9 protein-coding genes are annotated in these 12,130 nt (G+C 71.5%); 4 read left to right on the top strand and 5 right to left on the bottom strand.

All coding sequences use genetic code 11. The features are described from left to right. Positions 1-32 precede the first annotated feature (32 nt). The 3 genes from ACZ5PB_RS21865 to ACZ5PB_RS21855 all read right to left on the bottom strand — a co-directional run bounded on the left by ACZ5PB_RS21865 (position 33) and on the right by ACZ5PB_RS21855 (position 3,592). On the bottom strand, positions 33-1,574 hold the full coding sequence (locus tag ACZ5PB_RS21865) for a sensor histidine kinase (protein WP_468693592.1): 1,542 nt from the start codon (positions 1,572-1,574) through the stop codon (positions 33-35). 315 nt (positions 1,575-1,889) lie between these two features. Next, positions 1,890-2,657, bottom strand: coding sequence for an ABC transporter permease (locus ACZ5PB_RS21860; RefSeq protein WP_468693375.1), 768 nt, complete (start codon positions 2,655-2,657; stop codon positions 1,890-1,892). Between the two features lie 8 nt (positions 2,658-2,665). Further along, positions 2,666-3,592, bottom strand: coding sequence for an ABC transporter ATP-binding protein (locus ACZ5PB_RS21855; protein WP_468693374.1), 927 nt, complete (start codon positions 3,590-3,592; stop codon positions 2,666-2,668). Positions 3,593-3,794: 202 nt separating this feature from the next. On the opposite strand from ACZ5PB_RS21855, the gene ACZ5PB_RS21850 reads away from it, so the two are divergent. Further along, entirely contained in the window at positions 3,795-4,475 is a 681-nt protein-coding gene (locus ACZ5PB_RS21850; RefSeq protein WP_468693373.1) for a response regulator, read from the top strand. A 427-nt stretch (positions 4,476-4,902) separates the two neighbouring features. Here the strand turns inward: ACZ5PB_RS21850 and lysA are convergent, their stop codons facing one another. Continuing rightward, positions 4,903-6,249, bottom strand: a complete 1,347-nt coding sequence (lysA, locus tag ACZ5PB_RS21845; RefSeq protein ID WP_468693591.1) for a diaminopimelate decarboxylase — start codon at positions 6,247-6,249, stop codon at positions 4,903-4,905. A gap of 27 nt (positions 6,250-6,276) precedes the next feature. After that, on the bottom strand, positions 6,277-6,672 hold the full coding sequence (locus ACZ5PB_RS21840; RefSeq protein WP_468693372.1) for an SAV_915 family protein: 396 nt from the start codon (positions 6,670-6,672) through the stop codon (positions 6,277-6,279). Between the two features lie 617 nt (positions 6,673-7,289). Here ACZ5PB_RS21840 and ACZ5PB_RS21835 point away from each other — a divergent pair. From ACZ5PB_RS21835 to xdhC, 3 genes are read left to right on the top strand one after another with little or no spacing between them, the layout of a single operon-like run. Then, positions 7,290-8,834 carry a xanthine dehydrogenase small subunit gene (locus tag ACZ5PB_RS21835; protein ID WP_468693371.1) on the top strand — a complete coding sequence of 515 codons (1,545 nt, stop codon included), beginning with the start codon at positions 7,290-7,292 and terminating at the stop codon, positions 8,832-8,834. Next, positions 8,831-11,212, top strand: coding sequence for a xanthine dehydrogenase molybdopterin binding subunit (xdhB, locus tag ACZ5PB_RS21830; protein ID WP_468693370.1), 2,382 nt, complete (start codon positions 8,831-8,833; stop codon positions 11,210-11,212). The genes ACZ5PB_RS21835 and xdhB overlap by 4 nt, the downstream gene beginning before the upstream one ends. Next, positions 11,205-12,023 carry a xanthine dehydrogenase accessory protein XdhC gene (gene xdhC, locus ACZ5PB_RS21825; protein ID WP_468693369.1) on the top strand — a complete coding sequence of 273 codons (819 nt, stop codon included), beginning with the start codon at positions 11,205-11,207 and terminating at the stop codon, positions 12,021-12,023. Before xdhB ends, xdhC begins: the two co-directional genes overlap by 8 nt. The last annotated feature ends 107 nt before the right edge of the window (positions 12,024-12,130 follow it).

Here is a 12,130-nt window from a genome sequence, read left to right as displayed (position 1 = left end):
CTCGTGGACGGTCTGCCGAGACGTCTCCGCCCTCACCCTCGGCCGGCGGGCACGGTGTCCTTCGTCAGCAGCCTGTCGCCCGACCAGCAGAGCCTGTAGAGGTCGACCTCGTCCAGCAGATCGCGGCCGGAACGGTAGAACTGGCAATGGGCGCCGGGAGGTTGGGGCGCGGAACGTGCGTCGTCGGACGGGTAGGGGTAGGTGCGGTCCGGCAGCAGAGGGGCGAGTTCGGCACGCGGTCGGCCGACCGACAGCTCGTCGAAGTGGGAGGGCGGGAGCACGCTCGTCGTGAGTTGCCAGGCCAGATAGACGGCGGACGGTACGAAGAAGACCGCTGCGACAACGGGGGCGACGAGGGCGAGGGCGGACCGGCGACGGGCATCTCCCCGTACGGAGGCGAGCCGTTCGGCGGACTCCGGGGCCGGGCGGAGGGCGGTCCCGGACGGCGACGCGGGCCCTCTGTGCCTGCCGGTGCGGGCGGTCGCCTGGTGCGGGAGTACAGCGGTGACACGGAACCCGTCCTCGCCGGGCTCGGTCCGCAAGGAGCCGCCGAGTACGGTCACACGCTCGTGAAGCCCGATGAGCCCCCGGCCCGCGCCCGCGCGCACCGGGCCGGTGGCCGACGACAGGACGGCGTTCACGACGCTCACGCGGGTACGGCCGGGCTCGTGGGTGATCCGCACGCTGATGGGACAGTCCGGCGCGTGCTTCACCGCGTTGGTGAGGGACTCCTGCACCACCCGGTACATCCCGCGCTCGACCAGGGAGGACAGGGGAGGCGCCGCCCCGTGCTGCTCCCAGCGCACCGGTACTCCCGAGGCGGCTGCCCGCGAGAGGAGACCCTCGACGGTGTCGTTGACCGGCAGGCCCGCACTCCGGTCGGTACCGGGGCTGGTGCCCGGCTCGGTACTCGGGCCGGTGCCCTCGGTACCCGGGCCGGTGCCGGGCGGGTCCTGCAGAACAACGACGGTCTCCCGCAGTTGCTCCACGGCGTCCGCGATCGTCCCCCGGAGATCGGCGAGGTCGGCGCGGTCGCGGTCGGTGAGGTCGGGCGAGAGTTCCAGCGCCCCGGCGCGCAGGGCGACCAGACTCAGGGCGTGGCCGAGGGAGTCGTGCATATCGGCCGCGATCTCCGCGCGTTCGGTCAGCCGCGCCCGCTCCGCGACCAGGTGCTGCCGCTCCTCCAGGCTGCGGGCCAGCCGCCAGCCCTCCCGTACGAGCCGACGCCGGCCTCGCCAGTGCCGGCCCGCGAGCCAGGGCAGGAGGAGGGCTGCGGGCAGGACGGTGACCGCGTAGAACCACCACACGGGCTGCGCGCGCAGCACGGCGCAGGTGCCGAGATCGACGGCGGCGCACCCGGCGAGCACCAGGAGCGGGCGCCGTGCCGAGGCGACCCGGGCGCCGAGCAGACAGCTCACGGCGGCCAGTGACAGGGCGTGGGCGTTGCCCGGTGTCGCGGGGTCGGCGAGGCCCATGACGCACAGTCCGTTGACGAGCACTACGGCGGCTGCCGGGCGGCGACGGGACCACGGCACGGCCACGGCCAGGACGGCCAGCGGGAGCAACAGGTCCATCGTCAGGGAAGCCGTGGCCGCGTCGGAGAACCCGTAGCCGGTGGAAGCGGCGAGCGCAGCCCACAGAGCCACGTCGCGGACGCGCGCGGACCTGGCTCCGGACCTGGCTGGGGTTGTACGAGTGCGCAGCACGGTGCGTCGGCCGCCCTTCCGCTGGTTGTTCTCACGCGTCCTCACGTGTCCTGACGTGTCCTCACGCGTCTCACGTGCCAGGACCTGTCAGGACCTGTCAGGGGCGATTCTGCGGGACGCGCCCGGAGGCCCGGCGAGGGGGATGCGTTCGGTACGGGCGTCCCAGCGCGCATCCCCCTCGGTTCACGCGTCGCGCCGCCGCAGCACCAGGAGACCGGCCACCTGGGCGGCACCGGCCCACACCAGCAGGACGAGCAGGCTCACGGCGTCCGGGAACGGCGCCTTCCCATCACCCAGCATGAAGTGCCCGCCCACGGTCTGCGGCAGGTAGTCGTTGATCGCCAGCAGCACCGGACCCCCCAGCCCGACCAGCATGCTCGGCAGGGCGGACACCACGAAGAAGATCATGGCCACGGAGCCTGCGGCCGTCCGCAGCGCGAACGACACCCCCACCGTCATCACGCAGATGAGCGCCAAGTACACGCCCATGGCGAGGGTTTGGTACGCCACCTTCGACAGCTCGAAGTCGGCGTGCCCCTGGAACGGGCCCCAGGCCAGGGCGATGCCCAGCAGCGCCCACACCACCCCGGTGACGAAGCCGACCAGTGCGCTGAGCAGCGCCTTGGCGAGCTGCACCCGATGCCTGACCGGCACCCACAACAGCGAGCTGCGCACGCTGCTCGTGGAGTACTCGCTCGTCACCGTCGTCATCGCCAGGATCACCAGAGCGAACTGGGTGAGGACGGCCGAGGACACCGAGGCGTTGCCGACCGGCTGGACCGGCTTGTCGTTGATCCGGGCGATCGACCCGTAGTAGAAGGTGAAGATCGCGGTCACGACGAGGCCGACCAGCAGACAGACGTACGGCGTGCGAACGGTCCACAGTTTGGTCCACTCCGAGGTGAACGCGCCGACGAATCCGCCACCGGTGTGCCCGGATACGGTGCTCATGTTCCCGCTCATGCTCCCGCTCCCCGCGTCTCGTACTCCACGCTCTGCGCGGTCAGTTCCATGTAGACCTGCTCCAACGAAGCGGATACGGGGCGCAGTTCGTGCAGCCGCACCCCCAGCCGGTGGGCCAGGTCGCCCACTTGCTCGGCGCTGCGGCCCTTCACGACGAGTTCGTCGGCGGCGGGCGACTCCACGCTCACGTCGCCGTCCTCGACGAGACGGCCGGTCAGCCTGCGCAGGTCCGCCGCGTCGGGGGTGCGCACCCGTACCGACGACAGCGAGCTGTCGGCCAACAGGTCGGCCATCGGGGTGTCGGCCAGGAGCCTGCCCCGTCCGATGACGATCAGGTGGTCGGCGGTCAGCTGCATCTCGCTCATCAGGTGACTGGACAGGAAGACCGTCCGGCCCTCTGCGGCCAGGGACCGCACGAGCTCGCGCACCCAGCGGACGCCGTCGGGGTCGAGACCGTTGACCGGCTCGTCGAAGACGAGCACCTGCGGGTCGCCGAGCAGCGCGCCCGCCACACCCAGCCGCTGGTACATGCCCAGGGAGAACCCCCCGGCGGAGCGCCGCGCGACCTTCGCCAGGCCGACCATCTCCAGCACTTCGTCCACCCGGCTCGGCGGGATCCCGTTGCTGCGCGCCTGCGCCACCAGGTGGCTGCGTGCGGAGCGGGCCGGGTGCAGGGCCTTGGCGTCCAGTAGCGCGCCGACCTCACGGAGCGGGTGGCGCAGCGAGGAGTACGGTTTCCCGTCGATGAGCGCCTCGCCCTCGGAGGGATGGTCCAGGCCGAGGATCATGCGCATCGTGGTCGACTTCCCGGCGCCGTTGGGACCGAGGAAGCCGGTCACCAGACCACCCTTCACGTCCAGTGACAGGCCGTCCACGGCGACGGTCCCGCCGTAACGCTTGGTCAGTTCTCGAAGGGTGATCACAGAGCTCCTCGGTGCCGTTCGTGGCTCCGGGGCGGAGCCGCCGCGCTTCCCGTACGAGAGCGACGCTAGAAGCCCGCAGGTCAGGTGCCCATCGGTCGAACGGCAGCGGTGTCCTGCCGTTCGTCAGGGGTGCCCTCCCCCTCTGGTCTGATCCGCGAAGCCCCCCGTCCGCACGGCGGTACGCCGGCCGTAGGCTCACCGCGTGGACGAGACGACACCGGCCGGCGGCCCGGTCCGGGTACTGATAGCCGACGACGAAGCACTGGTCAGGGCGGGGGTGCGGGCCATCCTCGCCCGGGACCCGCACGTCGAGGTGGTCGCGGAGGCGAGCGACGGCCACGAGGCCATCGCGCTCACCCGCGCGCACCGGCCGGACGTGGTCCTGCTGGACATCCAGATGCCCGGCATGGACGGGCTGACAGCAGCGGCACGGCTCCACCGGGAGTCGGCGGCGGTGGGTGTGATCATGCTGACGACCTTCGGCCAGGACGAGTACGTCACCCGAGCCCTGGAAGAGGGCGCCGACGGCTTCCTGCTGAAGGCGGACGATCCGCGAGAACTCCTCAACGGGGTGAGGGCGGTGGGAGCCGGCGGAGCCTACCTGTCCCCGAGGGTCGCAGGCCGGGTCATCGCCGGAATGCGCGCACACCGGGCGGCCCACCCCCACCGCTCCCTGGAACGGCTCACGGAACGCGAGCGCGAGGTACTGGCAGGCCTCGGCGCGGGCCTGTCCAACGCGGAGATCGCCGCCCGACTGCACCTCGTGGAAGGCACGGTGAAGGCACACGTCAGCGCAGTACTCACGAAGCTGGGCGTACGCAACCGGGTCGAGGCGGCCATCTCCGCGTACGAGGCGGGCCTGGTCCCGCCCGGCCGCCACTGACCGTAAGCTCGCACCCTCGTGGAATCGATACGGAACCGGCTGACGCCGCTTGCCGTCGCACCCCTCCTCCTGGTCCGGCCGGGACCGGACGTGCTGGACGGGGGTTACGGCGTCGGCCGCGGAGCCCCGTGGCTGACTGCGGCGGTGGCGGCCGGGACGACCGTCGAGCGCGCCGAGGCGCTGGGCGGCACGCTGACCGCCGGACCCAAAGGCGCTTCCAGCGCCTCGTCTCGTACGCGACGCTGCCCGCCGCCGGCATCCTCCTCGCGGTGTTCCTGTTCGACTCCGACGAGGTCCGGGACGCGCCCGCCCCGGTGCCGCTGGGCCTGCTGGTGGTCGTCCAGTTGCTGCCGCTGGTGTGGCGGCGTACGGCTCCCTGGCCGGCACACCCGCCGACTGACAGGACACACTCCCGCGGCCCCGCGTCCTACAGGCCGACGTCCCGCAGGCTCATGTCCGTCAGCGATTCGCGGCGTACGAGCACCCGCGCGATGCCCTCGGACACCGCGACCACCGGCGGGCGGCCGACGAGGTTGTAACCGGATGCCATGGACAGGTGATACGCGCCGGCTGCCGGCACCGCCAGCAGGTCACCGGGGTGTACGTCGCCGGGGAGCGCCACCTCGTCCGCCAGTACGTCCCCGGCCTCGCAGTGCCGGCCGACGACCGTGACGGAGCGGGGCGCCGCGGTGGACGTACGGCCGACGAGCCGGGGCGCGTACCGTACGCCGTACAACGCGGGCCTGGGGTTGTCGCTCATGCCGCCGTCCACGGCGACGAAGGTGCGGGACGCCGTGCTCTTGACGGCGAGCACCCGGTAGACGACGACTCCGGCGGGGCCGACGACCGCGCGCCCCGGTTCGAGGGTGAGTCGCGGTACGGGCAGACCGGCACGGGCACAGCCGTCCGCCAGTTCGGCACGGACCCGCTCGGCGAGGACACCGATGTCGAGGCTCTCCTCACCGGGGCGGTAGGCGATGCCGTGCCCTCCGCCGATGTTCAACTGGGGCAGAGCGAGGCCGTGTTGCTCCTTGATCCGGGCCATGAGGTCCACCACGCGCCGGAGCGCGGCCACGTACGGCTGCACCGTGGTGATCTGCGAACCGATGTGGCAGTGCAGGCCCACGAGTTCGAGGTGCGGCTGGTCGAGGATGCGGGCGACGGCGTGCTGCGCGGAGCCGTCGGTGATCGACAGGCCGAACTTCTGGTCCTCCGTGCCGGTGCGGATCTTGGTGTGGCCGCCCGCCGCGACGCCCGGCACGACCCGCACCATGACCTTCTGCCTGCTGCCCCCGGGCGTGAGCGCGGCGAGCCGGGCGATCTCCGAAGCGCTGTCGACGACGATGCGTCCGACGCCGAGCCGCAGGGCCGTGCGCAGGTCCTCGGGGCTCTTGGCGTTGCCGTGCAGCACGATCCTCTCCGGCGGGAAGCCGGTGGTCACCGCGAGTTCCAGCTCGCCCGCGGAGCAGACGTCGAGGCCCAGGCCCTCCTGTTCCACCCAGTGGGCCATGGCGCGGCACAGGAACGCCTTCGCCGCGTAGACGACATCGGCGTCCGGGAAGGCTGCGTGGTAGGCGCGGCAGCGGTCCCGTACCTCCTGCTCGTCGAGCAGGTAGACGGGGGTGCCGAAACGCTCCGCCGCCTCGGCGAGCGACACCCCGCCGACGGTCACGTCACCGTGGCGCCCGGGCCGCACGGAGCAGGGCCAGACGGACAGTTCGCGGGTGTCGTCGAGCGGCGGGGAGGGGAGTCGCAGGCCGGTGGGCACCGGCATGGGAAGGGAAATGGACACGGGGGCTCCTCAGCCGATCAGCAGGTTCAGGTACGTGGTGGCGGCGGACCCGCTCGTGGGCGGGGCGCCGACGTACGGGGAGCGCCGGTCGCGGGCGGAAGTCCGTACCGCCGCGGAGGCCGGGGCGCTGAACTGCGGGTCGATGGTCAGCCCGGTGACGCCGAGCGGGGCGCAGAGGGACCGCAGGGCCGGCTCGGCGAGCTTGATGTGGGGCTGGTCCGGGCCCAGGGTGGCGGAGAGCCTGTCCGGCGAGGTGAATCCGACGGCCGTGCGGCCGCCCAACGGCGTACGGAAGAACCGTGCGGTACAGCCTGAGGGTCCCGACCGGACGGGAACGTACAGAACGGGCCCGGCCGGGAGCCGATCGGAAGGCTCGGGGTCCTCGGCGTGGTCGGCTGGAGACATGGTGCTGCTCCTCGAAGAAGAAAGAAGACGACGACGTGCGTCGCAGCGCCGGGCGATTCCCGGCGGTGCGCTGCACTGACGCTAAGCGGGCCGTACGGGGGAGCGCCCTCCCGCTAACGGGTACCTAACGACCAGGCCCGCTCCCGTAACGGGATGCTGACGCGGCACCGTTCGTACGGGCGTCGCTCCCCGTGACCGGTCGGTTTCCGCAGGTTGCTTGACCGCCGGACCTGTGGCGACGTAATTTCGAACGGACCAATCTGACCGGTCAGTTCGTTTGCCGCCGAATGGGAAGGAGGCGAAGTCGGATGTCGATACTCTCCGATCTGCAACGCCTCGCTCGGCGGACCGCCTGGACTCCGGGTCGGGTCGCGCACGGCTGCTGAAGCCGTCCTCGTCGGCGTGCCCAACTCGCGCACCCCCGGCACCTCTTGAACACTTTCACCGCATACGGCACGCCTCGCCACGCCATGAGCTCATCGGCGTCACCACGGCGTGCCGAGCCGCGCGCCCGGTTCCGTGGCTGTGCCACCGAAGGCTGCGCCGCCGAGATAGAAAGCTCCTCAAATGACCATTGCAGCAAAGAGGTTCACCGTGCCCCAAAAGGGGGTTTTGACGTGGTAGGTGCGCGCATCACAGTCAATGGGAAAGAAACCCCGGTCGCACCGGATGCCCCTCACACCACCGTCCTCGACTTTCTGCGCGAACGTGGTCTCACGGGCACCAAGGAGGGCTGTGCCGAGGGTGAGTGCGGTGCCTGTTCGGTGCTGGTGGCCCGGCCCGGGGTGAACAAGCCGACCGACTGGGTGGCGGTCAACGCCTGTCTGCTCCCGGCAGCGGCGCTCGACGGCCAGGAGATCATCACCTCCGAGGGACTCGCCACCCCCGGCGCACCCGGCACGCCCGCCGCGCTACACCCGGTGCAGGAGGAGATGGCGGTCCGCGGCGGCTCCCAGTGCGGTTACTGCACACCCGGGTTCATCTGCAGCATGGCTTCCGAGTACTACCGGCCCGACCGCCGCGCGCACGGGGAGACGGCGCCGTGCGAGCACACCGAGACCGAGCGCACCGATGCCGAGCACACCGACACCGAGCGCACCGATGCCGAGCGCACCGACGCCGAGCACACCGACCCTGAGCACGGCCAAAACGGCTTTGACCTGCACTCGTTGAGCGGAAACCTGTGCCGCTGCACCGGCTACCGCCCGATCCGCGACGCCGCGTACGCACTGGGGCAGCCGGACGGCGACGACCCGCTGGCCCAGCGCCGCGAGCAGTCCCCGCCCGAGCCGGTCGCCACCTCGTACACCCAGGGCGACAGCGAGTTCCTGCGCCCCGCCACCCTCGACGAAGCGGTCCGGATCCTGCGCGGGCGTCCCGAGGCGGTCGTGGTCGCCGGGAGCACCGACCACGGTGTCGAGGTCAACATCCGCTCCCGCAGGGCCAAGTGCGTCGTGGCCGTCGACCGGCTGCCCGAACTGCGGGCGCTGCGCGCCGAGTCCGAGTACGTCGAGATCGGCGCGGCACTCACGCTCACCGAGATCGAGCGCCGACTCGACGGCAGCGTGCCGCTGCTGGCGGAGCTGTTCCCGCAGTTCGCCTCCCGGCTCATCCGCAACAGCGCCACCCTCGGCGGCAATCTCGGTACCGGCTCGCCCATCGGCGACAGCCCGCCGGTGCTGCTCGCGCTGGAGGCATCGCTCGTACTCGCCGACGCGGACGGCGAGCGCGTCGTACCGCTGGCCGACTACTTCACCGGCTACCGGCAGAGCGTGCGCCGCCCCGACGAGCTGATCCGCGCGGTGCGCGTGCCGACGCCGCTGTCCCGGGTCACCGCCTTCCACAAGATCGCCAAACGGCGCTTCGACGACATCTCCAGCGTCGCCGTCGCCTTCGCCCTCGACATCGAGGGCGGCGTCGTCCGCAAGGCCCGCATCGGTCTCGGCGGCATCGCCGCCACCCCGATCCGTTCCCTCGCCACCGAGGCCGCGCTGGAGGGCAGGCCCTGGTCGCGGGAGACCGTCGACGAGGCCGCCCGCGTCCTGCGCGGCGAGGGCACGCCGATGAGCGACCACCGCGCCAGCTCCCTCTACCGTTCCGCGATGCTCGGCACGAGCCTGCGGAAGCTGTACGCACAGACCACCGAGGCGGTGCCGTCATGAGCCATCTGTCCGAGATCCCCGAGAAGCCTTCCGTCGGCCTCCCGATGCCGCACGAGAGCGCATACCAGCATGTCACCGGCACCGCGCTCTACACCGACGACCTGGTCCACCGGACCAAGGACGTCCTGCACGCCCACCCGGTCCAGGTCATGAAGGCGCACGGCCGGATCACCGCGCTGCGCACCGAGCCCGCACTCGCCGTTCCCGGCGTGGTCCGCGTCCTGACCGGCGCGGACGTACCGGGCGTGAACGACGCCGGGATGAAGCACGACGAGCCGCTCTTCCCCGACGAGGTCATGTTCTACGGCCACGCGGCCGCCTGGGTGCTGGGCGAGACGCTGGAGGCGGCCCGCCTCGGCGCCGCCGCCGTCGAGGTCGAGCTCGACGAGATGCCCGCGATCGTCTCCGTGACGGAGGCCATCGAGGCGGAGAGCTTCCACGGCGCGCGCCCGCACATGGAGACCGGTGACGTCGACGCCGGATTCGCCGACTCCGCGCACGTGTTCACCGGCGAGTTCACCTTCGCCGGGCAGGAGCACTTCTACCTGGAGACGCACGCGGCGCTGGCCCTGATCGACGAGGGCGGCCAGCTCTTCATCCAGTCGAGCACCCAACACCCCTCCGAGACCCAGGAGATCGTCTCCCACGTCCTCGGGGTCCCGGCCCACGAGATCACCGTGCAGTGCCTGCGGATGGGCGGCGGCTTCGGCGGCAAGGAGATGCAGCCGCACGGCTTCGCGGCCATCGCCGCACTCGGCGCCAAGCTCACCGGCCGCCCGGTCCGCTTCCGCCTCAACCGCACCCAGGACCTCACCATGTCCGGCAAGCGGCACGGCTTCCACGCCTCCTGGAAGATCGGCTTCGACGTCGAGGGCCGCATCCAGGCCCTCGACGCCACCCTGACCGCCGACGGCGGCTGGAGCCTGGACCTGTCCGAGCCGGTGCTCGCCCGCGCGCTGTGCCACATCGACAACACGTACTGGATCCCCCACGCCCGTGTCTCCGGGCGCATCGCCAGGACCAACACCGTCTCCCACACCGCCTTCCGGGGCTTCGGCGGCCCGCAGGGGATGCTCGTCATCGAGGACATCCTCGGCCGCGTCGCTCCGCTGCTCGGCATGGACCCCACCGAGTTGCGGGAGCGCAACTTCTACCGGCCCGGCCAGGGTCAGACGACGCCGTACGGACAGCTCGTCACGCAGGCCGACCGGATCTCCGCGGTCTGGGAGCAGGTGAAGGAGAACGGCAACCTCGCCGAGCGCAAGCGCGAGATCGCCGCCTTCAACGCCGCGCACCCGCACACCAAGCGGGCCATCGCCCTCACCGGCATCAAGTTCGGCATCTCCTTCAACCTCACCGCCTTCAACCAGGGCGGCGCGCTGGTGCTGATCTACAAGGACGGCTCCGTCCTGATCAACCACGGCGGCACCGAGATGGGCCAGGGACTGCACACCAAGATGATGCAGGTGGCCGCGACCACGCTCGGCATCCCGCTGCACAAGGTGCGCCTGGCCCCGACCCGTACGGACAAGGTCCCCAACACCTCCGCCACGGCGGCCAGCGCGGGCGCCGACCTCAACGGCGGTGCGATCAAGAACGCCTGCGAGCAACTGCGCGACCGCCTGCGCCAGGTCGCGGGCACTCAACTGGGCGGCAACGCCTCGGACGTACGCATCGTCGAGGGCGTCGCCCGGGTGCTGGGCGGCGACAAGGAGCTCGCCTGGGAAGACCTCGTCCGCACCGCGTACTTCCAGCGCGTCCAGCTCTCGGCGGCCGGCTTCTACAGGACCGAGGGGCTGCACTGGGACGCGAAGAGTTTCCGGGGCACCCCGTTCAAGTACTTCTCCCACGGCGCCGCCGCGACCGAGGTCGAGGTGGACGGCTTCACCGGGGCGTACCGGATCCGCCGTGTGGACATCGTCCACGACGTCGGCGACAGCCTCTCCCCGATGATCGACATCGGCCAGGTCGAGGGCGGGTTCGTGCAGGGCGCGGGCTGGCTGACGCTGGAGGACCTGCGCTGGGACACCGGCGACGGACCCCACCGCGGCCGCCTCCAGACCCAGGCGGCGAGCACGTACAAACTCCCGAGCTTCTCGGAGATGCCCGAGGAGTTCAACGTCACGCTGATGGAGAACGCCACGGAGGAGGGCGCCGTCTACGGTTCCAAGGCGGTGGGCGAGCCTCCGCTGATGCTGGCCTTCTCGGTACGTGAGGCGCTGCGGCAGGCCGCCGCCGCCTTCGGGCCCGCGGGAGCCAGCGTGGAACTCGCCTCTCCGGCGACCCCGGAGGCCGTGTACTGGGCCATCGAGTCGGTCCGCGAGTACAACGACGGCACCGAGGCGCCGTCGACGACCACCGTACTCAGCAATGCCTGACTTGACCTGGGTGGCCGCGGTCGCGCGGTTGCGGGCCCGCCGGGAACCCGGCGCGCTCGTGACCGTCGCGGCCGTGCGCGGCCACGCGCCCCGCAAGGCCGGTGCCAAGCTCGTCGTGGGACTGACCGAGACGTGGGGTTCCATCGGCGGCGGCAACATCGAGGCCGTCGCGATCGACCGGTCCCGCGAACTGATGGCCGTGCCCGGTTCCCAGCCGGAACTGCGGGAGTTCGCGCTCAACGACAAGGTCACCAACCAGCACGGCGTGCAGTGCTGCGGCGGAGTCGTCACCGTACTGACCGAACCGCTGCCGGTGGTTCCCGCCGTGGCGGTCTTCGGCGTCGGACACGTCGGCCTCGAACTCGCCCGCATCCTGGCCCGGCACCACCTCGACCTGCATCTGGTCGACACCCGCCCGGACATCCTGACCGACGAACGACTGGGCGTACTGGCGGACGCGGTGGCGGAGGTCCATGTGCACCACGTGCCGCTGCTGCCGGAAGAGGTACTCGCGCAACTGGCGCCCGGCACCCACGTCCTGATCATGACCCACGACCACGCCGAGGACGCCGCCCTGTGCGACGCCGCACTGCGCACCCCCGGCCTCGGCTCGATCGGACTGATCGGCTCCGCGCCCAAGTGGGCCCGCTTCCGCAAACGGCTGGCCACGGAGGGCGGCCACGACGACAGCACCATCGACCGGATCAAGACGCCGGTCGGAATCCCCGAGATCACGGGCAAGGAGCCCGCCACGATCGCACTGAGCATCGCGGCGGACCTGCTCAGGACGTTCGAGGCGGACGACAGCTGAGTGTGTGTGGGGGCGTCGGGGAGCGTGGGGGGAGGGTCGGCTGAGGCGCACGCGCGGCCGGTCCGCCACCGGTGAGGGCCTTCCCCTCACTGCCGACCAGGCAGGAC

The organism is Streptomyces sp. NPDC032721, from assembly GCF_055579625.1.
Note: the sequence above shows the minus strand (reverse complement) of the source record. Positions and strands in the feature narration are given on the sequence as shown.

Bases quoted from the DNA above. Each gene is read 5' to 3' on its own strand.
- ACZ5PB_RS21865 (WP_468693592.1), bottom strand. From the start codon at position 1,574: ATGGACCTGTTGCTCCCGCTGGCCGTCCTGGCCGTGGCCGTGCCGTGG.
- ACZ5PB_RS21860 (WP_468693375.1), bottom strand. From the start codon at position 2,657: ATGAGCACCGTATCCGGGCACACCGGTGGCGGATTCGTCGGCGCGTTC.
- lysA (WP_468693591.1), bottom strand. From the start codon at position 6,249: ATGCCGGTGCCCACCGGCCTGCGACTCCCCTCCCCGCCGCTCGACGAC.
- ACZ5PB_RS21840 (WP_468693372.1), bottom strand. From the start codon at position 6,672: ATGTCTCCAGCCGACCACGCCGAGGACCCCGAGCCTTCCGATCGGCTC.
- xdhB (WP_468693370.1), top strand. From the start codon at position 8,831: ATGAGCCATCTGTCCGAGATCCCCGAGAAGCCTTCCGTCGGCCTCCCG.
- xdhC (WP_468693369.1), top strand. From the start codon at position 11,205: ATGCCTGACTTGACCTGGGTGGCCGCGGTCGCGCGGTTGCGGGCCCGC.